Origin of the sequence: Photobacterium profundum (assembly GCF_003026285.1) — a bacterium.
Taxonomy (GTDB): Bacteria; Pseudomonadota; Gammaproteobacteria; order Enterobacterales; family Vibrionaceae; genus Photobacterium; species Photobacterium profundum.
This window is the reverse complement of sequence record NZ_PYOD01000003.1, coordinates 49,361-74,545: the sequence shown is the minus strand read 5'-3', so window position 1 is coordinate 74,545 and position 25,185 is coordinate 49,361. Positions and strand designations below refer to the sequence as shown.

Sequence of the window (25,185 nt, the reverse complement as noted above, 5' to 3'; positions counted from 1 at the left end):
GTGTATCATCTGATTGTCTTAAAGAACCCGAGTAATATACCTTATTGTGCAACAATACGTGACTTTTATTAAACTGTACTGAACGTATCATCTTTAAAGCTTTTCACTGTTATAGATATACTTTTTATATAATAGAAGAAAATCGAGCACAATCTCTCGCGCAAATTTTGTTTCGCAATTTGTTAAAAAAACCATACCTGTTTGCGTTAAAGGGTTAAAAAGCATTTCAGTTCGTATTCCTTTAACCCAGCCACCATGATGAACAAAGCCCGTAATACCTTGGTAATCGAATGTTCGCCAGCCTAATCCGTAATAGACATTACTCAGCTTTGCTCTATACCGTGATTGGTTCGCCCGAATGTGCGCTTTATGCATAATTGTTAATGATGAAGGCCGTAATACCGATGGGTTATGCCCTAAATGTGCCAGCATCCACTTTGCAAGATCTTGAGCACTGGCATTTAATCCCGCAGCAGCAGGCACACGATAATAATAAGGTTCTGGCTTAACGGCAGCCCAACCAGATTTTACTTTAACGTGGGGTTCAACACGATTTTTGCTGGCTTTAAATGCATCAAAACCAACAGAAGCATACTGCATTTTCAACGGAATCAGTAAGTGCTCTTTAACTAATACATCGTAATCATGCCCAGATGCAAGTTCCAGCATTTCTGCACTGAGATTATACACTACATTTTGATAACCATAACAATCACCGGGGGAGCATACAAAATCAATTTGAGGAATCCTTCTCCTGATTTTAGCATAACTGACATTTTGCTCTAACAGATCAGAATAAGCTTGAGGTACCAACCCTGTAGTATGAGACAAAATATGACGCAAGGTAATAATACTCCCCTGCGATGGATCGCTAAATTCAACAGTTTCAAGATAAGGCACAACGTAGGTATCCCAATCAATCATCCCTTTATCGACCAACACCGAAGTAACCGCTGAAGCGAATGTTTTCGAAATGGACGCGAGAGGAAATACAGTACCAGAGGTGACTCGATTTTTTCCGCCAACCTTCTTTACACCGTAACCTCGAAGTAAGCGAATTTGTCCATCGATGATGATCGCAATTGCAGCGCCGGGAATCTCTTTTTTAACCGCTTTAGTCACCGAATCATGCAGCGTGTAAACAAGCTTATCACCAGGCAACGCATAGCTATTCGTCACAGTTATTAGCGCAAAAAGCGCCAACCCCCTTCTTACAGTAAACGTTTTATGTGTGAAAGTTAGGCACGTAAAAACAACTCTCGTACAAACAAAGCTTATGTAAAAAGATATACAGCGACTAAATTGTAATCGCAGCCCTTTGCAATATTGCGTAGCAAAACTGGGCACTGGATTCACCTTTGACAATAAAAGCAACGTCTTTATTTTAGTTGGAAAACGCGAAATCTGTTTCGAGGGTGAGTGTCCATCCTATAATTGTTTAACGAATCTCAATATTGACTCAGTGGTTTGAGGTTAATACCAAATCCATTAATTATCTGAACAGCGAGAGTTCAAATATTTTTAGGCAAGGAGATAAATTAAGGATCTAGTGGCTCTAAACTGAAATTTATTAACGAAGTATAAAAGTATTTTAAACTCGCCCAAAGGGAACACCGCTGGAAGCCAACTTCCGTGTCTAGCGATTTCAAAAGAGATCCGACGTCCTCTACAGTTAATGAAGCTCAAGGTGGCTTCGTGTATGGTCAGTTAAGAACCACCATTATTTTATACTGTAAGATTTACGTGTTGTTCCACGTTATAGGAAAATGATGTGTATTATCACCATACACTCTTGATAATATTGTTATCGACTGGGTTTTTAACGGTATCAGTTAGAACACATGCCAATTTGTTACGATACAAATGATAAATATAGATTTTTAATGCTATTTTTAAAATTTTTATCTTTATGATTCCAAAGGAATTTAACTCATCCGATGAGTTGAAAATTGAGACGTAAAGCACAAAAATATTTTTATTAAGGGCGAATATCGTTACAATACGCGCCCTCACTATTTAGTGAGACATTATTTAAAAAGGTCAGATCCATGAAAGTAGTCGATTTTCTCAAGCAAAAGCGAGTTACGCTAGCGCAGCATCCATTTGAATTTAAAGACTGGCTATCACCCTCTATTCGCGATTACTGGATCGAGTTTTTAAGCAAAGCTAACAATAGTCAGCTTGCTACTTGGGTTAAAGAACAAAAAATCGCATCCACTGGAGAATCAATTGCTCAACCAGCACCGGTTCAATTACACCCAGAAGCAGAAAAAATCCAAGCAGAACTGACAGCTACATTAGGGGAAGAAATTCACGTCGGTGATTGGCTGGTTGTTGATCAATCTCGAATTAATAGCTTTGCAGCAGTAACAGAAGATCATCAATGGATTCACACTGACCAAGAGCGTGCGGCAAATGAGTCACCTTTTAAAACAACCATTGCGCATGGTTTTTTAACGTTATCTTTGCTATCGGTGTTAACAGACAGTGTTAACCCTGAAAACACTAAATTTCCTTCGGCTAAAATGACCGTTAATTACGGCCTAAACCAAGTTCGTTTCCCATACCCTGTTAAAGAAGGCAATCGCGTACGCGCACGTACAAAGATTCAGTCTGTAACACCTATCAAACGTGGGCTGGAAATTGTTCAAGAAATATCAGTAGAGATCGAAGGCTGTCGTCGACCGGGCTGTGTAGCAGAATCTGTTATTCGTTTGTATTTCTAATATGAACGACTAAAAGATTTTAGATATTCCAAGTAAAAAAGCCATCTACAGATGGCTTTTTTAGTTTAGGAATAAAAATATAAGCACACAATACAACGCTTTTAATCTTCTTTATTAATGACTTTTAACGCTTCTTTTTTGCTTAACGTGGACAGTTGTTGATTGTACTTAGCAACAAACTCAATAACGAAATCAGGGTTTGTTTTAGAATATTCCCGCAACACCCATCCTATTGCTTTGCGAATAAAGAACTCTTTTTCGTGCGCAAGCAATAAAATCGTTTCTTCAAGCAATGGGACATTCGTGTCATTTTTATGCTTTAAGTGTGCAAGCAATGATGCACGACGTAGCCACATATTATCAGATTGACGCCACTCAATAAGCTTTGCTTCAAACTCACGGTAATCTTTAATTAAGTCACCAATCAAATTTGATGAGAGCTTATCAACGGTATCCCAGTTATCTGCTGTTTCTAACATTTCTTCATAAATACTGAATGCATCTGGTGTACGAAAAGCCTTGTAGTACTCTGCGACGTCCATCGCTAAATACAATTCCTCACGATAAACACCAGACCATAACCATAATACCAATCGACGATACTGAACAAAATCAGCAACATCAGTATGTTCACGTGCTTTTTTGAATACAGCTTTACGCTCTGGGGCTTTTACGCCATAAAACGGCTGTTCCGTTTTCATATATTCTTGCATGGAAATAGCGTCATCAGCATTTGATACTTCTACCAAATTCTGTTGCATATAAATAACCATGGGGATCATCAATGACATGACGATGACTTCCTTCTAAAGCTGATTTATTGCTTATATTGGCTCGTATTTAACGTATAGCTAAGAGCCTTTATTATATTGGACAGCATTTGAACACAAGTTACATCACTTTAACAATACATGATGCAACTTATTGTTCATTCTGGTTATTGTCTTTTAAATAACAACACTTTCATTCTAAAACTGACTATTTTTTGCTTATATTACTGATCTTTCCTTGATAACTTAAATAATCAAGAATGGAATCAATTTGTTCTGTCGACAAATCAAGATGATCTGGCATTTGGGTATAGCGAAATTGAGAAGGCTGTTGAATAAATTTACGTAGCATATCTTTCGAACGATAAGACACAATACTCATTGGTGCATTTAAATCAGGCCCTAGCTTTCCCCCTTGCTGATCCATCGAATGACATTTAATGCATCGGTCTTTAAATACTTCAAAACCTTGATACACACTTGAGGCTGACTCAACACCTTCTGGATACACTAATGGGTATTGATCTTTAAATTGCAGCATATTAACGCTAGCCAATTGGTAAGGCCACGGGAAAGCTTGTTCAGGTGTTTGCTTCTCTCCTTTCCACACCATATAAAAAGGGCTAGGGTTCGCTTTATGGTGCCCTATCGGCTGCCAACCAGCATCTGCTTTATAAACAATATAACCACCAGCGGTAGATATTTTGTCAAACGTTGAAACCGCTTGATAGCCATCTAACGCTGTAAATTTAACATCCGTATAGGGTTTATTTTTCCAGTCTTTCCCGTATGCCAATACCATGACATCATTAAGCAAAAACGCATCATAGGCTTTCTCTGCCTCATAATGGGGGTCATAAATTGTAATTTGATACGTTGGTAGTTTGTCTTTCAACACACTTAATGAAAATGTTTGTTCATTTTGATCCGATTCAGAAAACATCAACGTTGCTTGTTCAGCATAAGCACCTAATGACACCACACACACAGCTGATACTGAAATAGATTTTATGATTGTCCTAATCATCACTCTTCCTTTAATTATTGAGGCATTACCCAAATATTTACAAAAATACCCGCTTAGATATTACCTTTAACTTTCTAATTATTAATTTACTTCTTACCACACAAATGACAATACATTATCGCCACAAGATAGGTAACATCTACAGATCACAATACCACCAATTTATTAACCATAATATTCACCTTAAATCCAAACATTACAACATCCTGAAAAAACAGTATTTAGACCGATTTAATTGACGGTTCAGCTTCTACTTTCTAGGGTGAATATAGGGAAATGTATAAACAATAGAAAACACCATGGCTAATTTAGGGAATAAATATGAATGCCAGAGATGTTAAAACGATCGATGATGCAAAAAAAATAATAACAGAACGTGAAATCACCCACGTAAAAGTCGGCTTATTCGATAACGATGGCGTCATGCGTGGTAAATACATGTCTAAGTCTAAATTCTTTTCTTCTTTAGAACATGGCTTTGCTTTTTGTGATGTTGTTCTAGGCTGGGATGTTAAAGATCAGCTTTACGATAATGCGCAATATACGGGTTGGCACACGGGTTACCCTGATGCCCCCGTTAGAATCATTCCAGAAAGCTGTCGTGATGTACTTGATGAAGATAGCATGCTGTTATTCATTGCTGAATTTACAGAAGACGCTGAAAAAGTGTGTCCACGAGCAACACTACGCCGGGTATTACAGCTAGCCGATAAAATGGGATTCAATGTACAGGCAGCTTTTGAATATGAATTCTTTCTTTTCAACGAGACCCCACATTCAGCAAGAGAAAAAGGCTTCAGTAACCTTGAAACCATTACACCTGATTGGTTTGGTTATTCAATGATTCGTAATTCGACTTACTCCAGGCTCTACAAAAATATTCTTGCCATGGGTGAAAAGATGGACTTCCCCATAGAAAGTATTCATTCCGAAACAGGCCCTGGAGTAATAGAAGCAGCGATCACTGTTGATCACGCCATCAATGCCGCAGATAAAGCTGCATTATTTAAAACCTATATGAAAGTATTAGCCCAAAAAAATGACCTACTCGCCACCTTCATGGCGAAATGGAGTAACGATTACCCTGGCCAGAGCGGGCATATTCATATTTCGTTGCAGAACAAAGACGGTTCTTCTGCTTTTTTTGAAGCCAATAACGATCTCAATATGAGTGATATTCAGCGCCACTTTCTTGCTGGACAGCAACGTTTAATGCCAGAAATTTTGTGTATGATTGCGCCAACCATTAATAGCTATTCACGCATGATACCTGGATTTTGGGCCCCTACAGAGGCAACTTGGGGCGTAGAAAACCGTACAACGGCATTGCGCTTAATTAAAGGTTCAGAAAAATCACAACGGGTGGAATATCGAATTGGTGCCGCAGATGCTAATCCCTACCTTGCTTTAGCAGCAGCACTCGCATCAGGGTTGTATGGCATCGCTCAGCAATGGGAACCTTTCGACCAAGTTGTAGGCAATGCTTACGATCAGCAACACCCGCAGGAATTACAGTTACCTCATACATTATGGGAAGCAGCTCAACGTTTTAAAGCATCAAACGCTGCACGTGAAATGTTTGGCAATGAATTTGTTGAACACTTTGCAGCATCTCGAGAATGGGAAGAGCGTGAATTTAGGAAACATGTCACTGACTGGGAATTAAATCGTTATTTTGAAATCATCTAATCTAGTTCTAGATAATCAGACTGTTAACCACTAATCGGCCTAGATAAAGGAGAATACATGTCAGATACAAATTCAGTCAATGCAGAGGTAACCGTTATATCGCCGATTAATAACGATATATATATCACTCGCCCATTTGCATCGCCCACTCACATTACGGCATCATTGAAGAAAGCCAAACAGGCTCAAAAACAATGGCAAGCAACGCCATTGGCTGATCGTAAAATTTTGTGTAGCAAAGCCATAGATTGGCTAGTCAGTAACAAGCATCAACTCGCAGAAGAAATCACGTGGATGATGGGCCGCCCAATTCAATATAGCCAAGGTGAAATTGCTGGGTTAGAAGAGCGTGCTCGGCACATGATTGCGATCAGTGATGACGCATTGGCAACGATTGAGCTATCAGAAAAGCCTCACTTTACGCGTTATATAAAACGGGTTCCGTTAGGCACGGTATTTGTTATTGCACCGTGGAATTACCCATACCTAACCGCTATCAACTCTATCATCCCAGCTTTATTATCTGGCAATTGCGTTGTACTTAAACACTCGGTACAAACGCCATTATGTGCTGAGCGCCTATTTCAAGCCTTCACAGAAGCAGGTTTACCGGAAGGTGTGTTTCAGTATCTGCATTTAACGCATCAAGACACAGACCATGTTATTTCATCAGGTTGTATCAATCATGTCGCGTTCACTGGTTCTGTGAAGGGTGGAAAAGCCATTGAAGAATTCGCAGCTGGGCAGTTAATCAGTGTTGGGTTAGAGCTTGGTGGAAAAGACCCTGCGTATGTGCGCTCTGATGCTAACCTACAAGACGCTGTTGATACTATTATTGACGGGGCTTTTTTTAACTCAGGACAATCTTGCTGCAGCATTGAGCGAGTTTATGTGCATAGTAGTATTTATGATGCTTTTATTGAAAAGACCGTGTTACTGATCAATCAATATCAACTCGGTCGACCAGATAACCTTAATACCACATTAGGCCCGCTTGTTAACGGAAAAGCCGCTGATTTTGTACGAGAGCAAATACAAGAAGCAATTCAACAAGGGGCGAAGCCACATATTGATGAACACCATTTTACCAACAGCCAAGCTGGCAGCGCCTATCTTGCCCCTCAATTACTTACCAATGTAAATCATACAATGCGAATAATGACTGAAGAAACCTTCGGCCCCACCCTTGGTATACAAAAGGTTGAATCAGATCAAGAAGCTGTCATGCTAATGAATGACAGTGACTTTGGTCTTAGCGCATGCATTTTCACTCAAGATATAGACAAAGGTATCCATCTTGGGGATCAATTAGAAACAGGGACGTTTTTCATTAATCGTTGTGATTACCTAGATCCAGCACTTGCATGGGCGGGTATAAAGCAATCTGGTCGTGGCTGTACTCTATCTTCTATCGGATTTGAGCAGTTAACACGCCCTAAGTCGTACCATGTAAAGCACCTAATATAAGTATTTCTAATACCCTATTGACTCCACCGCAGGTTATTATGTAGAGGAATAGCTATGTTACAAGGTAACTGGAATTACCCCACTTCAATATCTGTTGGCGTTGGCTGTGTTAATGAAATTCCCCAGGTATGCCAAGAGTTAGGTATTCAATCGCCGTTATTGGTAACCGACCCAGGATTAGCCCATTTACCTGTTGTTCAAGCTATCTTAAAAGATTGTCATAACGCGGGGTTAACCATCCATTTGTTCAGCAAAGTACAAAGCAACCCAACAGGCGGGAATGTAGAGGATGGTGTTAAAGCATTTAATACTGGGCGGCATGATGGCGTTATTGCTTTTGGGGGCGGCTCTAGTATCGATACCGCTAAAGTCATTGCCTTGGTCGCTAAACAAATTCATTCTTTGTGGGATTTTGAAGATGTAGGTGATAACTGGAAGCGTGCCATTACAGAATTAATTGCCCCAATAATAGCGATACCAACCACTGCCGGTACAGGTTCTGAAGTGGGTCGAGCCTCCGTTATAACCGATCAAGAAGAACAGGTTAAAAAGATAATATTTCACCCAAAGATGTTGCCATTAAAAGTGCTTTTAGACCCAAATGTTACCCTCACACTTCCCGCTGAAATTACCGCAGCAACAGGGATGGATGCACTTTCTCATAACCTTGAAGCACTGTGTTCTCCATCTTACCACCCTATGGCTGAAGGTATTGCAATGGAAGGAATACGACTAATTAAAGAGTACCTACCTATTGCTTATCATAATGGTCATGATATTGATGCTCGAACTCAGATGCTAGTCGCATCTAGCATGGGAGCTACCTCATTCCAAAAAGGATTAGGGGGAATGCATGCCATCGCTCATACGCTCGGAGCGCTTTACAACAAACACCACGGTTTACTAAACGCCATATTAATGCCTTATGTAATGGTCGCAAACCGCCGAGAAATCGAACTAAAAATGACTCGAGTAGGTAGCTATATCGCACTCCGACAAGCTAACTTTGATGGTGTTTTAGAATGGATTTTACAACTACGTAACGACCTTGGTATTCCACACACATTAAGTGTAATTGGCATAGATACATTACAACGCGAATTGGTTGGTAAAATGTCAGTATCAGATGCCGCAGCAAACGGTAATCCTATTAAATTCAACGCAGAGCAATACTCAATTATTTTTTCAAATGCAGTAAAAGGTACACTTTAAGCGATGTTCATATACACTTTTATTAACGATATATTGATTCAGTAGACCGTATGGATATGATTAGATGAAACTAGGTATTTTATTGTGTGACGACGTAAGATCTGAACTTCAAATCAGGCATAATAATTATCCTGAAATGTTCTCCGATATATTACTCGGTGCAGATCCAGCACTTGAGTTAGTATTTTATCGAGTGATGGATAACCAGCTCCCGGCCTCATTCAATGAATGCGATGCGTATATTGGTTCAGGCAGCAAATACAGTGTTTATGATGATATTCCATGGATCCACCACCTAGCACAATTTGTTCGCGACCTTTATCAACACAATATCCCCTTTGTTGGTGTCTGTTTTGGGCATCAAATGATTGCGCACGCTTTAGGAGGCACTGTCGTAAAATCTGAAAATGGCTGGGGCGTCGGTTTAAAAACATGGTCTTTAGTCGCAAACAAGCAATGGATGCAATCCGATCAAACAGTAGAAGAAAAAAACACATTTTCACTTGCCGTAAGTCATCAAGATCAAGTGACAGATTTACCTGACGATGCAGAGATATTGGCAAGCAGCAACTTTTGCCCACACGCAATGATCCAAGTCGGACAACATTTTCTTGGCATACAAGGGCACCCTGAATTCACCAGTAATTACTCACGAGATTTAATGATAGCTCGTCGTGGTGATATACCAGCTTACGTTATTGAAGCTGCGAAAGCCTCACTCGATCAATACATTGATCAAGCGGAAGTTACGCAATGGATGCTGGAATTCATAAAAGTAAGCATTAGCAGAGTGCCTAATTAACATTCTACTTATAACTTTACGCATAGGTGTAATTACTACCTTTGAAAAATCGAATTTTCAAAAATGATTTAAACCTCACTTATATACCCAAGTCATCTGTAGGCAACATTGACTCAACATAGCTTAATGCGCTCAGCAATTCGGGAGTGAACTATACTTAAAGCCACAATTTTACTATGGCTAAATAGTATCGAGGATGGCGTCATGAAAATTGTCGTTTATGTCTTTAGCGTAATCTTGCTTTTTACTGGCTATATCTCAACATCAGTCGCAGATGATAAGTCTCAGGCAATGTTAGAAGATGCATTAAGTGCTGCACCATCGTCACTAAGAGATAAAGTAACAGTGATGGATTGGGAGCAAAACGTACTGCAAAAAGGTAGTAGTAACTACACCTGCTTTCCCACCCCAGCTCAGTTGCAAGGTAAAGCCCCTATGTGTATGGATAAATCATGGATGGAATGGGCTGATGCGTGGATGAATAAGAAGCCTTTTACTGCAAAAACCATCGGTATATCGTACATGCTAGCTGGCGATGAAGGAGCCAGTAATACCGACCCATACGCCGAAGGAGCAACAGCAGATAATGATTGGGTTAAAGAAGGTCCGCATTTAATGATCATTACACCCGATAAGGCACTTTTAGATTCCTTATCAACCGATCCACACAATGGCGGTCCGTATGTTATGTGGAAAGACACCCCTTATGTTCACATCATGGTTCCTGTAGGCAATCGTTGATAGTTTTTTTAACGTATCAAATCAACATAAAAAACGGCTGAATAATCAGCCGTTTTTTAGACTAAAGTACAGCACTAAGCCGAAACAATATCTATTTTATTGCTCTTCAATACCGCCGTAGACAAAACAACAGGAATCGCTTTCGAAATTGGTGTGTCACTAAGATCCCCTTTCCCATCAATAGCTACCAGTGGATTAGTTTCAGGGAAATACGCCGCAATATTGCCCGCAGGTATGTCATAAGCCACCAGCTTAAACCCAAAGACTTTCCGTTCAACTCCGTCAGGCCAAAGGGACTCAATATCAACTAATTGGTTATTTTCCATCCCCAATGCCGCTATATCATCCTCGTTCACAAAAAGTACTTTACGTTCACCAGAAATGCCACGATAGCGGTCTTCAAAACCATAAATAGTAGTATTGTATTGATCGTGTGAACGCATAGTTTGCAAAACAAATACGGGATCGTTACTCAATTCTCGTAAATTTGCCGGCAGCAAGTGCACTGGCAAATCATGCTGTATAAATTCTGCTTTTTTAGATGCCGTTTGCCATTGTCGTTCAGCAGCACTATTACCAAGATAAAAACCACCCGGTTGTTTTATCTTGCGGTTCATGCCAGTAAACCCAGGAATTGCTTTAGCAATTAAATCTCGGATTCTACTGTAATCTTCAATTACCCAACTCCAATCTATTGGCTGTTTGCCCAAGGTTGCTTCAGCAATCCCCGCAATAATCGCTGGTTCAGATCGCATCTCGCCAATATCACTCTCTACCACCCCAGCAGAAGCATGAACCATACTAAAAGAATCTTCGACAGTTATGCTTTGTGCCCCTGATGCTTGCATATCAACATCCGTTCGCCCTAGGCAAGGCAATATTAACGAGTCTTGCCCAGGAACAAGGTGGGTACGGTTTAGTTTTGTTGCGATATTCACCGTCAAGCTACAACTAGAAAGTGCGCGTTGTGTTAATGACGTATCTGGCGTTGCTGCTGCAAAATTCCCCCCCAAACCAATAAACACCTTACTTTCACCACTCAGCATCGCTTTGATGGCTTCAACGGTATTATGCCCTGATGCTAAAGGAGCCTGAAAATCAAAAGCACTTGATATGCTTTCAATAAATGCAGCACTCGGTTTTTCATCAATGCCCATAGTACGATCACCTTGCACATTACTGTGACCACGTACAGGACATAGCCCTGCGCCTTGTCGTCCTAGTTGTCCAAACAGTAACTGCAAGTTTGCGATTTCTTGAATGGTTTTCACCGAATGCTTATGCTGAGTAATACCCATAGCCCAGGTAATAATCACTCGCTTAGACTGCCGATAAATGGCGGCAGCTTGTTCTATTTCAGATTGTGATAACCCAGCCTGTTCCGTAATCTCATTCCACGGTGTTGCTTCAACCGCTTTCAAGTATTCAGCGCCCCCTTGGGTATGTTCAGCAATAAATGTTTGATCAAATAGCGATGAACGCCCAGCGTCTAACTCGGCGTTATCTATCACAAAAAGAGCTTTAACCATGCCACGAACAACCGCCATATCACCGCCGAGTTTAGGCGTGAAATAGCATTGACTAATTTGTGTTGAACCATCTGTCAGCATTTCTTTCGGTGATTGCGGATTAGTAAAACGCTCTAATCCTCTTTCTTTTAAAGTATTAAAAGTGACAATCGCCGCCCCTCGGCGTGATGCTTGGCGTAACGTATCTAGCATGCGAGGATGGTTTGTTCCTGGATTTTGACCAAAAACAAAAATAGCATCGGCATGTTCAAAGTCTTCAAGCGTCACAGTACCTTTACCGACACCAATTGCTTGTTTCAATCCGATACCACTTGCTTCATGGCACATATTGGAGCAATCAGGGAAATTATTAGAACCAAACTTTCGTACAAAAAGTTGATATAAGAATGCTGCTTCATTGCTGGCTCGACCAGACGTATAAAACTCAGCCTGATTAGGGTGTTCAAGTGTATTTAAGTGCTTAGCTATTAGCATAAATGCCTGCTGCCAACTAACGGCTTCGTAGCAATCTGTCTCACGATTGTACTGAACCGGATGACTTAGCCTACCCTGATATTCTAAAAAGTAATCACTTTGCTGCGTTAGCCAACTAACGGGATGTTGCTGAAAGAACTCAGGGGTAACACGTCGACTTGTTGCTTCCCAATTAACGGCTTTTGCACCATTTTCACAAAACCTGAATCGACTCTTTTCTTCAGATTCGCCCCATGCACAGCCGGGGCAATCGAACCCTTTGTCTTGATTTGTTTTGAGTAGGTTCCGAATATTACGTGAAACGTTTTCACTTTTTACAAGATGTTTGGTCGTACTAAGTAAGGCACCCCAGCCGCCAGCAGACCCTTCATATTTTTTTACTGTCATCTTTAATTCTCTATTCTGCGGTCAGGTTTAAACGGAAAGCGCCGTGGTACACGTTAAATGCACCATCACGACTAAAACCAATCAATGTTAAATTGAAACGCTTTGCCATATTGATCGCGAGATTTGATGGCGCTCCAACAGCGACCAAAACTGAAATGCCTGAAACAAGCACTTTCTGAACCAGCTCAAAACTAATACGACCACTTAGGAACACAATTTTCCCTTGATGATCAAGCTCTCGGCTTCTTGCTAGCTTTCCCATCAACTTATCTAACGCGTTATGTCGCCCTACATCCTCGCAGCTCAATAACATCGTACCCATCGCATCAAATAAGCCACAGCCATGCACGCCGCCGGTTTGAGTAAACATCGATTGATATTGACGTAATTGATCACCGAAAAGAGGAATAATATGCCCTGACAACCAATGTTCAGCAGTATCTAAATATGGAATATCGCGAAGCTCTAAAGACTTTATGGATGACTTGCCACATACACCACAGCTAGAGAATGATGTTGTATCTCGATTGATTAATGCCCAATCAACAATGACGTCTGGTGATAAACGTACATGTATCTCATTTTTGCTAATTTCATCAATATCGAGTTGATCATTAACTCCAATAATATCATTGGCGGTTTTAATAATACCTTCTGCCAACAATAACCCTGTAACCAAATTAAGGTCATCACCCGGTGTTCGCATCGTCACTAAGTAAATACGATCTTGTTCTTTACCCAATCTGTCGCAATAAATTATGCGAATCTGCAAGGGCTCTTCGACAATCACCGAATCAATGGAAAGGCTTACTTGCGTGCCATTTACCTGCTGACGTGAACATGCCACAACACCTATTGCATGTAAGTTTGATTGATATACTTGCTGACTATTTCGATGAAAACTGACATTAAAGGCTGAATCCCTATGATTTAACGAATAATCTTCCTGATTTACTTTATGTTCAGCCATAGGCTTGCTTCACTCTCATAGATTGACTTTAAAAACGGATATGCTCTACGAGGCATTTTTCCGGTGATCTTTTAGCATATAAAACGTGCTGTATTCCAAAAGAGACAACAAAACAAAAGATGAAATTCGATCAGACAATCATTTTGCTATCTTAAATTCTTTTGTAAACTGCCATTATCAACATTTAACCAGACAAAAATGCAACATGAGACACAAAAACAAAACAGACCAGTTACATCCAAGCTCGAAGTATTCAACAAAAACGGTTTTCCATTACTACTATTGATCATATCAATATAAGGCTAATTAACAATGTTCAATTACATCGATGCATATAATGTTCGAGGCATATTTCTAACAAGAATATAAATGCACATCTAAAAACTGTAAAAGTATGATTTAGAATAAGTCAGCACAAAAAACATATGCCACAATGAGCATGTATGTATGATGTTTCTAGCGGCTAAACTAAAAATAAGAAAACATGCATATGAGGGTGTTAACCATCATAATTGTTAACGTGGAGGAGGTATGGGAAAGCAATACGAGTCAATTAGCTACAGTTACGAGGCACTCTGGCGAAAAGGATTAATTAGTGACTTAAAACAAGCTGCTACTTGTGACATTAGGCATCTCTGTCGTATTCCTTGTGATAAGTGTCCAAATACATCGAGTAAATTCGATCTAGATAAAATCAAAATTTCAGGTTTAGACAATTACAATCTGCAAATTCACAAAATAAATACCAACAATATATTCATAACGATTAAAGCTGAAGACATAAGTCGCTGGGCATTAGAACATAACGTAGTAAGCCAAAATATAATCAAAACAAGCTATAAAGTTGTATAGCGTGAACAACAACAAATTAATAATATAATCACTCTTTAGCAGCATTCTTTTCATAATCAAGTACACTATGGGCATGTAAGAATAGTTCGTGAATCTACGTTCTAATAGGCGCAGTTGAATCGATGATTATTAGAAAAGAAAATACTAAATATCATGACGAATAATAAAATAACCAAAGTCACGCTAGGCAAAGGTTTTACCTTTGATTGCTCAACAAAAGAACTAAAAGAAAATGAACGCTTTATTGAGCTAAACCGTGCTGAAAGGGAAATACTCTGCTATTTAATCCAGCATGCTAATAGTGTTGTCAAAAAAAAACAGCTTATTTCAGCAGGATGGACACGGAAAGAAATCACAACAACGTCTTTATTTCAGACTATACGCAATTTAAGAATAAAACTAAAAGAAGATGAAATTGGTCAAATCATTGAAATGGTCCCCCGCCTTGGCTACCAAATTAAAATCGATATTTTGTCGACCTCCTCTGTGCATAAGACAATTGAAAACCCAGAAAGACCACACAAAAATAAACGTTATATAATTATATCGCTCTGTCTTTTATTGATCGTTTGTTGTTTTTCATTGTTTTATTTCTCTCAGCATTCAAAGAAATACCTACATGACATCGCTTACGATAATAATATGAATACATTCATTTATTTAGCAAAAGAAATGGACGACCTTGAATTTTTACGTGACTATACTAAGACATTTGTTACGCCTATCGATATTGAAAATAAACTCTTTTTTATTGCCAAAGCAGGTAAATACTATTCGGTCGCATTTTGTGATAAAAATAAACAAAACACCTGCAAAATCACTACCACAAAAGCAGTGACTTTTGATCATTTTGATCTCAATGAATTTTGGCCAATATTGTCATTAACAGGTAAAGCTAATCAAGCTATCACCCTTTTCGATCAAGATAATAAAGCCCCGACAGCAGCAAAATCATTCAACCTTTTTCTAGAAAATGGTATTGTGTCAAACAGTATTGTTCAATACTTTCTTCAGCAAAAGGATCACCTTAATTGGTCTTTTAGCGGTTTAAACTACCGACTGAATACTGATACAAATGAATTTGTAGCTGTTGCATTTAAAGGCGGAAATTTTTCATTATCTAAAACATCTGTTTCTCCTTTCGTGGCTGAGATAACGGTGAACCCTGAATTTTTATATTGGATTCAAACAGAGAAAGAACTTACCAAGTTAGGCATAAGTAAACCTGGTGAAATTGAAGAATATTTTGATAATGTTTATTTAAGTAACCACACCCATAAAAGTTATATTGTCTTCCGTCAAAAAGACATCATTTTATGGTTCTCAGAAGAGCTAGGCTTCTACTGGTTCAATAAGGAAAATATGCAAGATTCAAATTTCTCTGAGTTAAGTACATTTAATCAATGTACTGATAATCTTGGTATACTTCCGAACAGTATGTGTAAACCACTATAAGCACTCTGCTGCGTTTGATTACTAATTCATACCTCTTTACTCTCTAGCAGATGTACGCTGTATACATCTGCTATTCATTTACCACACACTTTTATTATCATTCTATCTCATTCAACTATAATCGATTTAGGCACTCTTACGGCATTTAGACGAATCATGAACCGTTTCCAGCTTCTCGTTACCGTCTCTTTCTTGATTATTCCCACTTTTATATCTGCCACAACGGATACAGAACAGGCAGCAAAAGATGTATGTAAATGCCTTGAAGAACCCTATTCAGAAGCGAGTAAAGCACTTGAGCTCATCAATAATGCAGATGAATCTGGTGAGCTGAGTAAAATTTTATCCTCACAAGAGGAGCTCATGAAAATAATCAATACATCTCAAAAATGTTTGGAAAATTTATACATTAAATACCCTGAAATTAATAAGGATACAACTTTACAAGCTGAAGTTATTACCATCACTGACGAGACTTGCCCTAACCCATTGAATGAGATGACATTCCCTGATAGAAAAGCCATCCAATAAAATGACTCACTTTAATATAAACAACCATAATATTTAGCTTCCATCACACAGCGTTATATTTCTGTTTTCAAATCGAAATTGTTGCGTTATTGTTAAATAATCAGGCATAAAGGAGAAGTATCATGAGTATTTTCAAACAAGGATTGTTATCTCTATTTATTAACTTTAAATCTTTTTTTTACTTAAGTTATCCGTTACTTCAAGCTTTGAGTATTTTAGGGCTTACTGTCGGGATATTAATGACTATATCGCCATCACTTGCCCAAAATTACAGCGAAGAAATAATGGTTTTGTTCTGTACTCTTTCTTTGTACCTTTTTGTACTTAAGCATTACTATACTCACGTAATTGCATGGGCAGATCAGCGTACTAATAATGTTATTACTGTGAGCTTTAAATAACATTACAACATTGAGCTGAGTTTACTTCTTAACCATTTATTTGCAGGGTTATGATCATTACGTTTATGCCACACCATAAAGTGCTTTAACGGTTTTGAGATAAAAGGCAAAGATATAATCTGTAAGTTAAAATGCTTTGCATATTTTTTCGCAAGTAAACCACTCGTAATACCTACAGAGTCGCTATCTGATACCAATGCCATCATTGATATCATCGATGCACATTCACAACTTAGCTCCCTCGGAATAAGGCTTTCTTCCGTAAAATAATTAGCTTCAAGCAAGTCTGTTCGTCGCCTTTGAATCAGAACTTGTTTCTCTGCATAAAACTGTTCTCGAGTAACTGTTTTTTGAATATTCGGATGATCCTTACGGCACACCATTACTGCAACGTCATCATAAAATGCATTATATGAATAGGATGGATTTGATAAATGCCCCAAATCAATGGCTAATTCAGCTTTATGCAAACTAAGTTGATGCAATAATTCCTCTTCATTATTTGGCGTCAAATGTAATTGAATCGAGCAATTTCCCATAGTTTCATCCGCTTCTATTTTCGGTCTGACTATGTGCATCATGGCTTCATTAACATAAACAGTAAAAATGCGATGAGCTTGAATATCAAAACCAGTCACATTACCTAACGCGCTTTCTACCTTTGTAAAGGCAGGTTCAATCTCGCTTGCTAATTGAATTGCTGCATATGTCGGAGATATTCCCCGCCCTTCTCGCACAAACAGTGCCGTGCCAAGCTGAGCTTGCAACCTTTTAAGTACACCACTTACCCCCGGCTGAGTTAAACCTAATGATTCTGACGCTAAAGTGATGGAACGGAGTCGATACACTTCTAAGAATACAATCAATAAATTCAAATCTAATTTTGACTTCATTCGCAACTCAATACATAAGAAATTGTGATGTGTTAAGTAAATAATACTTTATATATCGCGAGGTGTCATTGACATAAACTACACCCATCAACATTAACAAGCCCTAAACATTCTTAATCTGTTTTCGATATTGTTAACAAACTTCAACAGGATGGATTATCTAACGTTGGAGACTCTTGCAAGGAAGTACCTTTAGCACCGCGATGGCAGAAACAACTCGTCAATCGCAGGACAAACAGTCCACGCATGAAATTGAGGTTACTACATTATGAAAAATTCAATCAAAACAACTATTGCTGCTCTTGTTTTAGCAACATCTTACAACGTTGCTGCTGCTGATGGCGACTTCACGGGTAATGTGTCGTTTGAACAACCACAGACCCATGCCACTCAAGCTAAACATTTTATTAATGATGGTACCCCTGAAAACTATAATTCGGGCATTGTTATTACCGAGAAAACATCACAGCCAACATTCGCAGAAAAGTTAGACTCTGCTCGTGATAAATAAACGCAAAAATAACCACCAATAAATGCCCTAGAAAATATAACTATAAAAGCAATAAAGAAAGTCAGTCCAATTAAGAAATCGAGGTTACTGCATTATGAAAAATTTAATTAAAACCACACTTGCTGCTATTGTTTTAGCGACATCTTATAATGTTGCAGCAGCTGACGGGGATTTCACGGGGAATGTCTCGTTTGATCAACAAGTGAATACAATTCAAACTCAACGTTTCGAAAATGATGGAACCCCTGAAAACTACAACTCAGGCATAGTTCTCCAAGAGAATAGCGCACAATTTACATTCGCAGAACAACTCAACTCTGCTCGCGATAAATAGCCTTAACGAAAGCACTATAAATGCTCTATAGCGCAATTAATCTAGACATAAAAAAAGAGCCTCAAGGGCTCTTTTTTATTAAGTGCGGTATAGCACTTTTACTATATGCCAGCCAAATTTAGTTTTTACCAAATGTGGGGTTAGCAATTCACCGGTAAAGCACACTTTATCGAACTGAGGAACCATCTGACCTTTACGGAATTCACCCAAGTCACCACCGCTTTTACCTGATGGACAGTTTGAGTACTTCTTGGCGAGCGTCTGGAACTTCGCGCCTTTCTTCAATTGCTCGATGATATCTTCTGCTTTTTCTTGGTGCTTCACTAAAATATGAAGTGCTGCTGCTGTTGAAGCCATGATTGATAACCTAATGTTACGAGTAAATAAGGGGATTAGCTATGGTATGAAGTGTGCGATAAATCACATTAAGTATCAAGTAATAGTACGCACTCTCCCCTTTTCTTATGGCAAAAGAAAACCGCTTAATCGTGAGATTAAACGGCTTTCGTATCAAACAGTGTCATCACTTCAAAAATTAATTTGCCTTTACAACACATCAATACTGATATCTTCAAAGCTATATAGCTTTCCGCCGAACTCATCAATAAAGACTTCTGCATCGGCTTTTTTTCCAAAACTGCCCAATGTTTGCCCCATTGCACCTTTTTTCTCAGAGCCGATAACATACCAGGCCTCTCGAGCATCGATAAAATACTCGTCTTCCGGACGCTGCCAAGGCGTTTTACTCATATCATGAACATAGATTTCTTTAACCTGACGTTTGTTTTCCGGTTGCAGAATAAAACTGAACAAATCACGGGTTGAGCAGAACTTACTGACCCTGTCGGATGATTTATTATAAGACTCACCTTTTGGTCCTGGGAAATTACTGATGATCATACCGCACAGGTGACATTCATCAGCCTGTGCTATGGCGACGGCCTGACGCACCATGGCTTGCTCTGCTGATTCCTGATCGGTGCAGGCAACACCCAATATAAGCAACAGGGCAATACTGATAGTCTTTAGTGGATGTAAACTACGCATTATAGTTTCCTTATTTATTCGAATTATTAAATGCTTTATTAAATTGAGTTATTTGCTCTTAAACCAGCTTGTTTATTGATTTTTTATTCTTAAAGCTTTTTCTTACTAAATACCAAGGAAGCAACCGCCAAAGGTGCCACCACCCAGCCACTCATCATCAGAAGCAAGGTTTCTTGTGAGCGGCTTTGGTCGATGGCAACAGCCAGCACGCCATTAACATCACCAGTATTCAATGCTGAAAGGTTTATTAATCGGAACAAATCTGCTGGATTGAACATCATCAGCTGTACTAGCTGTTGCTGTGATAATCCATCTTCAACGCCGACTAGAATAGCCAGCAATGCCAAATCAAAGACCAGCACAAAGAAGAACCAGATCATCAATGCAATACCTGCCGCTTTAGATTTTTCCGATACAGACAGGCTGATCACATAGGCAATTGCAATAAAGCAGAGCCCCAATAGGGTGGCGGTGAAAATAAACAGGCTAAATGCAGGTACTACATCAACAAAATCGGACTGTATCGCCAGCAAGAAAGCAGCACTGCCAAAACCAAGACAGGTGGCTAGAGTTATGATAGCTCCCTGACCTAAAAACTTACCGAATAACAGCTGACTATGGCTAATAGGATAAGTTAACAACAGCAGCAAAGTGCCAGATTCCTGTTCACCGACAAAACTGTCATAACTTAATAACAGCGCAATCAACGGGATCAGAAATACCGCGAGGCTAGACAAGCTAGCAATCGTCGATGACAAAGAGGCTACACCTAGCTGTCCAGATGCGACCGAGCCGTAATAGCTCAAGCCCAAAGACAGCACGGCAAAAATAAGCGTGATGGAAATCAGCCAACGGTTTCTGATTCCGTCTTGAAACTCTTTTATCGCGACAGCAAAAACTGGATTCATGAACTTACGGCCTCCGACCTATTAAGAGCTTCAGGTTGGTTTGATACATTTGGTATATTTGACACTTTGGATTTAGGGGTGCAGTCATCATTCAGATAATACTGGTAGAGCTGAGCCAAATTGACCGGCTCAATGTGGAGATCACTGATATGGTCATAACTGAGCAGCTTACGGATTACAGCCAGTTTATCGTTTTCCGGAACCAATAACTGATTGTCATTAACCCGCAATTCATTGAGAGCTGGATCATCCCGAAGTATGCCGTTGAGTCCCTTAATATGAATAGTTACAGGTAAGCAAGCCTGCTCGCGTAACTGTATCAAAGTCCCCATTGCTCGCGACTCGCCGCCCGACAAAATCATAGCTCTGTCTATATGCTGTTCCACGCCCGGCAAGATATGGGAGCAGAGGATAATGCTGGCACCGTTACTCTTAAGGTTGTCTACCGTTTGATAGAACTCTTTCGTAGCAATAGGATCAAGACCCACAGTGGGTTCATCAAGCAATAGTAATTTAGGCTCACCCAAAAAAGCCTGGGCCAACCCCAGTCGCTGCCGCATGCCTTTAGAGTAGGTTTTAACCTTGCGGTTCATGGCAGCGGTTAAGCCGACTTGCTCCAGTAAGGCAATGACCTGTTTTTTATTCACCGATTTTAGTCGAGAGAAATAAATCAGTACTTCCAATCCGGTAAGGTGATCGTAAAAACTGACATTTTCAGGTAAATAGCCGATATTCCGACGGCTGTGCCAGGCTTGCTTTGACAATGGATCCACGCCGAAGATCTTTACATCCCCGTGGCTAGCTTTAGTAACGCCGAGGATCAGTTTCATCATCGTCGTTTTGCCTGCCCCATTGTGACCAAACAAACCAAGCACTTCACCGGCAGTCAGTTGCAAGTTGATATTTTTTAACGCCTCAACCTGCTGATAGTGTTTGCACGTATTATGTAATGAAACAATTGGAGAGGTCGATTTTATTGAAGAAGTCATGGTTATACTGTTACCCCGCAGCCTGGTTGTTTTTAGGCATGATTTTGTCAAGAGCATGATTTTCCGGTGCAGACGGTACTGTCATTAATGGAAAGCTATCTTTTACCCCAGCAGGTTTAAGTACCGGAAATTGTTTTTGTATCCAGCGCAGCATTAGGATTGCTGGGCTATCAAGTAATACCTTAGCTTCCGGATATAGCCACACTACTTTATCGATCCCATCATTGGGTTCAAACGGAGTATCCCCTTTGCCATCGTTGTTCAGATCCCAGCCAAGGTAGTTACTCCAGAAATTTCCGATACCGTCCTGACTCCACTCCTGCTCTCGATTAGAAACATACTTCACCTGCACAGGGTTATTAATAAAGCTATTTCCAAAGATTTTGACATTTTCCGATCCCGCCGTGAGATGAATACCAATTTCAGCGGTGTCGATACTGTTGTAGCTGATGGTGTTGTAACCCGAGTTATAGATAAACAGCCCCTTTCCATCACGCCCCATGACTTTATTTTCAGGCTTAGTCCAAACATTCTTGATTCGATTATGGCTGATATTAGAATAGGTAATAAAATTCATCAAAAAACCGTAATCTTCACTATCACGGCTTTCATTACCAGATACTATCAGCTTGCGAGAACTCATTAATGCATACCCCGCCCGCGTGTTATAGGCCAGGTTGTCTAGCACTTGGTTGCTATGGGAATACATATAATGGATCCCATAACGGAGATCATGCATAGTATTGTTTTTTAAAATATTATTTTGACTAGCAATGATGTACAAACCATCACGGGTCTTGCTGACCGTATTGCCAGTGACCTCAACATATTCAACTTTTGATAGCTGAATACCATTTCCTCTGTCGGCCGAACGTAGCTTGGGGTTACCCTCAATCTCGTTACCTTCAACCTTGATATGTTTCCCGTCCTGTAACCAAATACCGAAACCGTCACCCTGCAGTTTGTTATTGCGAATGATCAGGTTGTTGGCTTGCTTGTCCGAATAGATACCGGCGTTTTGCTCTGTTAAATCACTGCCCCAATTAATGATGGTTAGACCCTCAATCAGGATATCGGAGTTTTTGATCTGCAGAGCGTGCCCCTGTCCGCCGGCATTGATGGTAGCTGTGCTATTTCCGATTAGAGTAATGGCATGACTAAGAACAAAGTTACCCAAATATTCACCCGAAGCCAATGACACAACATCGCCATCCGACACCGAATCCAGCACCACTTGCAAGTTGTCGTCAGCCATTACCTGATAGGTTTTGGCAAACGCTACAGGCTGGAGACAAAACAGCACTATTAGTGTAATTATTGGTTTAATCATCGACTGTTTTTAACTTCCCTACTACGACTCAAAAGATAAAAGCACAAAGGTGATGATGCAAAAGACCAGTACATAATAAATAAGCTACATACTGACTAAGCTATATGAAGAAAGGTAACAAAGTGCCAACTTGAATGGCACTTTGTCGGTCCTGCTAGCTGTTCAGGCTATACCGATTCAGCATATTAGGCCTCAACCAGCATACGGCCTCGCATCTCCATGTGGAGTGCGTGGCAGAACCAGTTACAGTAGTACCACTGAACCCCAGGTTTATTGGCAATAAAGGTAACGGATGACGTTGCCTGTGGACCAACTTCCATCTGAACGCCATGGTTAGTCATACAGAAACCGTGTGTAACATCTTCCACCATGTCCAGATTAGTGACAATCATGGTGACTTCATCGCCCAGTTTTACCTTGAATTCAGTGAGCCCGAAGTTAGGTGCGACCGAGGTCATATAAACACGTACCTTGTTGCCATCACGGATCACTTTACTTTGAGTCATTACATCGACGCCGTCTTTCTTTGCCATTGCCAGTGTTTCTGCAAAGATTGGATCATCACGGGTCCAGAGTTTCTGTGGCTTCACCTTGCTACGGTGAACAATTATACAGTCATGGGGTTCTGCAAACGTCGGGCCGTCATGCACCAACTTCATCTCATCGCCTGAGATATCAATTAGTTGATCATTCTCAGGACGTAGTGGACCAACAGGTAAGAAGCGGTCTTTAGAGAACTTACAGAGAGAAACAAGCCATTTACCATCTGCATCACGAGTTTCCCCTTGAGAGGTATGGTTGTGACCAGGTTGATAATGCACATCTAGCTTTTGACGGATATAGTTTACTTTCTCTCCATTGTAAGCTTTGATTGCATCTTCTACATTCCATTTTGCAATCTGACTATCAAGGAACAACGTCGTGTATGCGTTACCACGGTTATCAAAGGCGGTATGGAGAGGACCGAGACCCACTTCAGGCTCTGCGACGATAGTGTCACGAGGCTTAATTTTGTCACTGAACAGATCATCAAGCTTGTTGATTGCAATAATCGAAACTGTTGGCGATAGCTTGCCGTTAGCCACAAAATACTTACCATCTGAAGATGTATTCAGTCCGTGCGGAGATTTTGGTACAGGAATGTAACGAGTGAGTTCCGAACCTTTACGGCCATCAAGAACAGGAACATTATTGTCATTGTAAGTTTTGAATTGACCTGCTTTTAGAGCAGCTTCACAACGCGCCAGATTGAAAACAACAACGTGGTCTCGCTCTGGGGTAATCATTTCACCCAGTGTCATACCCATTTCAGAGTTGTAGCTTGTCGACGCGAAATACTTACCGTCGTAGTCGGCATCAGTGTTATCAAGGTTGCCATCAACCATTACCTGGAATGCCACTTCCATTTTCTCGGCGTCAATCACGTTAAACAGAGAACGGTAGGTACTGACATCTTCCAGTGTCGCCTTGCCATCGTTGTTCATCGGGATTTCAAATTCCCCGTTACAGATCACGTACTTGGTCTCAGGTACTTTTTGTACCCGTAATCCGTGAATCGCCTGAACATTCGGAACGGTGATCATTTTGTCGGTTTTCATTACATTACAACGAATACGAGCAACCCGACTGTTGGCTTTGTCGTTGATGAATACATATTTACCATTGTATCGACCGTCTGTCATGCTCATATGAGGGTGGTGGGAATCACCAGCCAAAACATCAACACTGTCGCCTTTGATACGTTTACTTTCGTTGGTTAAACCCCATCCGGTAGCACTATCAATGTTAAATACCGGTATGCGCATTAACTCACGCATTGATGGCAAACCCATAATACGTACTTCACCGGAATGACCACCACTCCAGAAACCATAGTATTCATCTAAATCGCCAGGATGAACAAACGGACTGTTAGCCGCTTCTGCTGCCTTGGCTTGTGCCATTGAAGCAAACATCGCAGCTGACATCGGAGCGACTGCCGCGCCAATACCGATAGCGGCAGTTTTACCAAAAAACTTACGTCGTTCTTTGTTTGGCAATGTATCTTGGTTAGGTTGCTCTATCAGATCATTGTTCTTATTATCACTCATGGTTGGCTCTCCATACCGTTATTATTGACGCAACTACGATTGTTAATATA

General features: G+C 40.1%; 23 protein-coding genes. 11 read left to right on the top strand and 12 right to left on the bottom strand.

Annotation, left to right across the window (positions count from 1 at the left end; all coding sequences use genetic code 11):
- Positions 1–93 precede the first annotated feature (93 nt).
- Positions 94–1,203 carry a serine hydrolase domain-containing protein gene (locus C9J48_RS09835; protein ID WP_006229998.1) on the bottom strand — a complete coding sequence of 370 codons (1,110 nt, stop codon included), beginning with the start codon at positions 1,201–1,203 and terminating at the stop codon, positions 94–96.
- A gap of 845 nt (positions 1,204–2,048) precedes the next feature.
- Here C9J48_RS09835 and C9J48_RS09830 point away from each other — a divergent pair.
- Positions 2,049–2,726 (top strand): MaoC family dehydratase, encoded by a 678-nt coding sequence (locus C9J48_RS09830; protein ID WP_006229999.1) that lies wholly within the window; start codon positions 2,049–2,051, stop codon positions 2,724–2,726.
- Between the two features lie 101 nt (positions 2,727–2,827).
- Here the strand turns inward: C9J48_RS09830 and C9J48_RS09825 are convergent, their stop codons facing one another.
- Complete coding sequence (locus C9J48_RS09825) at positions 2,828–3,517, bottom strand: DNA alkylation repair protein (RefSeq protein ID WP_006230000.1); 690 nt, start codon at positions 3,515–3,517, stop codon at positions 2,828–2,830.
- 187 nt (positions 3,518–3,704) lie between these two features.
- The gene (locus C9J48_RS09820; protein WP_036802716.1) at positions 3,705–4,523 is read right to left on the bottom strand and encodes a c-type cytochrome; all 819 of its coding nucleotides are present in this window, start codon (positions 4,521–4,523) and stop codon (positions 3,705–3,707) included.
- Between the two features lie 321 nt (positions 4,524–4,844).
- Between C9J48_RS09820 and C9J48_RS09815 the strand changes: the two genes are divergently transcribed.
- From C9J48_RS09815 to C9J48_RS09795, 5 genes are all read left to right on the top strand, one after another.
- Positions 4,845–6,212: a glutamine synthetase family protein gene (locus tag C9J48_RS09815; protein ID WP_006230002.1), complete on the top strand. Its 1,368-nt coding sequence runs from the start codon at positions 4,845–4,847 to the stop codon at positions 6,210–6,212.
- 57 nt (positions 6,213–6,269) lie between these two features.
- Positions 6,270–7,679, top strand: coding sequence for an aldehyde dehydrogenase family protein (locus C9J48_RS09810; protein WP_107281107.1), 1,410 nt, complete (start codon positions 6,270–6,272; stop codon positions 7,677–7,679).
- A 54-nt stretch (positions 7,680–7,733) separates the two neighbouring features.
- Positions 7,734–8,891, top strand: coding sequence for an iron-containing alcohol dehydrogenase (locus tag C9J48_RS09805; protein ID WP_006230005.1), 1,158 nt, complete (start codon positions 7,734–7,736; stop codon positions 8,889–8,891).
- A 64-nt stretch (positions 8,892–8,955) separates the two neighbouring features.
- On the top strand, positions 8,956–9,693 hold the full coding sequence (locus C9J48_RS09800; protein WP_006230006.1) for a GMP synthase: 738 nt from the start codon (positions 8,956–8,958) through the stop codon (positions 9,691–9,693).
- Between the two features lie 204 nt (positions 9,694–9,897).
- Positions 9,898–10,434 (top strand): hypothetical protein, encoded by a 537-nt coding sequence (locus tag C9J48_RS09795; protein ID WP_006230007.1) that lies wholly within the window; start codon positions 9,898–9,900, stop codon positions 10,432–10,434.
- 74 nt (positions 10,435–10,508) lie between these two features.
- Here the strand turns inward: C9J48_RS09795 and C9J48_RS09790 are convergent, their stop codons facing one another.
- Positions 10,509–12,824, bottom strand: a complete 2,316-nt coding sequence (locus C9J48_RS09790; protein ID WP_006230008.1) for an FdhF/YdeP family oxidoreductase — start codon at positions 12,822–12,824, stop codon at positions 10,509–10,511.
- Positions 12,825–12,834: 10 nt separating this feature from the next.
- Positions 12,835–13,794 (bottom strand): formate dehydrogenase accessory sulfurtransferase FdhD, encoded by a 960-nt coding sequence (gene fdhD / locus C9J48_RS09785; RefSeq protein ID WP_006230009.1) that lies wholly within the window; start codon positions 13,792–13,794, stop codon positions 12,835–12,837.
- A 1,005-nt stretch (positions 13,795–14,799) separates the two neighbouring features.
- Here fdhD and C9J48_RS09775 point away from each other — a divergent pair.
- The 3 genes from C9J48_RS09775 (at position 14,800) to C9J48_RS09765 (ending at position 17,033) form a co-directional block, all read left to right on the top strand.
- The gene (locus C9J48_RS09775) at positions 14,800–16,101 is read left to right on the top strand and encodes a winged helix-turn-helix domain-containing protein (protein ID WP_006230011.1); all 1,302 of its coding nucleotides are present in this window, start codon (positions 14,800–14,802) and stop codon (positions 16,099–16,101) included.
- 156 nt (positions 16,102–16,257) lie between these two features.
- On the top strand, positions 16,258–16,632 hold the full coding sequence (locus tag C9J48_RS09770) for a hypothetical protein (protein WP_006230012.1): 375 nt from the start codon (positions 16,258–16,260) through the stop codon (positions 16,630–16,632).
- 122 nt (positions 16,633–16,754) lie between these two features.
- The gene (locus C9J48_RS09765; protein WP_006230013.1) at positions 16,755–17,033 is read left to right on the top strand and encodes a hypothetical protein; all 279 of its coding nucleotides are present in this window, start codon (positions 16,755–16,757) and stop codon (positions 17,031–17,033) included.
- Positions 17,034–17,035: 2 nt separating this feature from the next.
- On the opposite strand, the gene C9J48_RS09760 is transcribed toward C9J48_RS09765, so the two are convergent.
- Positions 17,036–17,926: a LysR family transcriptional regulator gene (locus C9J48_RS09760; RefSeq protein WP_006230014.1), complete on the bottom strand. Its 891-nt coding sequence runs from the start codon at positions 17,924–17,926 to the stop codon at positions 17,036–17,038.
- A 268-nt stretch (positions 17,927–18,194) separates the two neighbouring features.
- Between C9J48_RS09760 and C9J48_RS09755 the strand changes: the two genes are divergently transcribed.
- Both C9J48_RS09755 and C9J48_RS09750 read left to right on the top strand, forming a co-directional pair.
- Positions 18,195–18,437, top strand: coding sequence for a hypothetical protein (locus C9J48_RS09755; protein ID WP_006230015.1), 243 nt, complete (start codon positions 18,195–18,197; stop codon positions 18,435–18,437).
- Positions 18,438–18,531: 94 nt separating this feature from the next.
- Positions 18,532–18,771: a hypothetical protein gene (locus tag C9J48_RS09750; RefSeq protein ID WP_006230016.1), complete on the top strand. Its 240-nt coding sequence runs from the start codon at positions 18,532–18,534 to the stop codon at positions 18,769–18,771.
- Between the two features lie 78 nt (positions 18,772–18,849).
- Here C9J48_RS09750 and ppiC read toward each other — a convergent pair whose 3' ends face one another.
- The 6 genes from ppiC to nosZ form a co-directional block, all read right to left on the bottom strand.
- Entirely contained in the window at positions 18,850–19,128 is a 279-nt protein-coding gene (ppiC, locus tag C9J48_RS09745; protein ID WP_006230017.1) for a peptidylprolyl isomerase PpiC, read from the bottom strand.
- A 189-nt stretch (positions 19,129–19,317) separates the two neighbouring features.
- The gene (locus C9J48_RS09740; protein WP_006230019.1) at positions 19,318–19,818 is read right to left on the bottom strand and encodes a nitrous oxide reductase accessory protein NosL; all 501 of its coding nucleotides are present in this window, start codon (positions 19,816–19,818) and stop codon (positions 19,318–19,320) included.
- 89 nt (positions 19,819–19,907) lie between these two features.
- On the bottom strand, positions 19,908–20,726 hold the full coding sequence (locus C9J48_RS09735) for an ABC transporter permease subunit (RefSeq protein ID WP_006230020.1): 819 nt from the start codon (positions 20,724–20,726) through the stop codon (positions 19,908–19,910).
- Entirely contained in the window at positions 20,723–21,715 is a 993-nt protein-coding gene (locus C9J48_RS09730; RefSeq protein ID WP_006230021.1) for an ABC transporter ATP-binding protein, read from the bottom strand. The genes C9J48_RS09735 and C9J48_RS09730 overlap by 4 nt, the downstream gene beginning before the upstream one ends.
- 10 nt (positions 21,716–21,725) lie before the next feature.
- On the bottom strand, positions 21,726–23,045 hold the full coding sequence (locus C9J48_RS09725) for a nitrous oxide reductase family maturation protein NosD (RefSeq protein ID WP_006230022.1): 1,320 nt from the start codon (positions 23,043–23,045) through the stop codon (positions 21,726–21,728).
- Positions 23,046–23,230: 185 nt separating this feature from the next.
- Positions 23,231–25,135, bottom strand: a complete 1,905-nt coding sequence (nosZ, locus tag C9J48_RS09720) for a TAT-dependent nitrous-oxide reductase (protein WP_006230023.1) — start codon at positions 25,133–25,135, stop codon at positions 23,231–23,233.
- Positions 25,136–25,185: the final 50 nt, after the last annotated feature.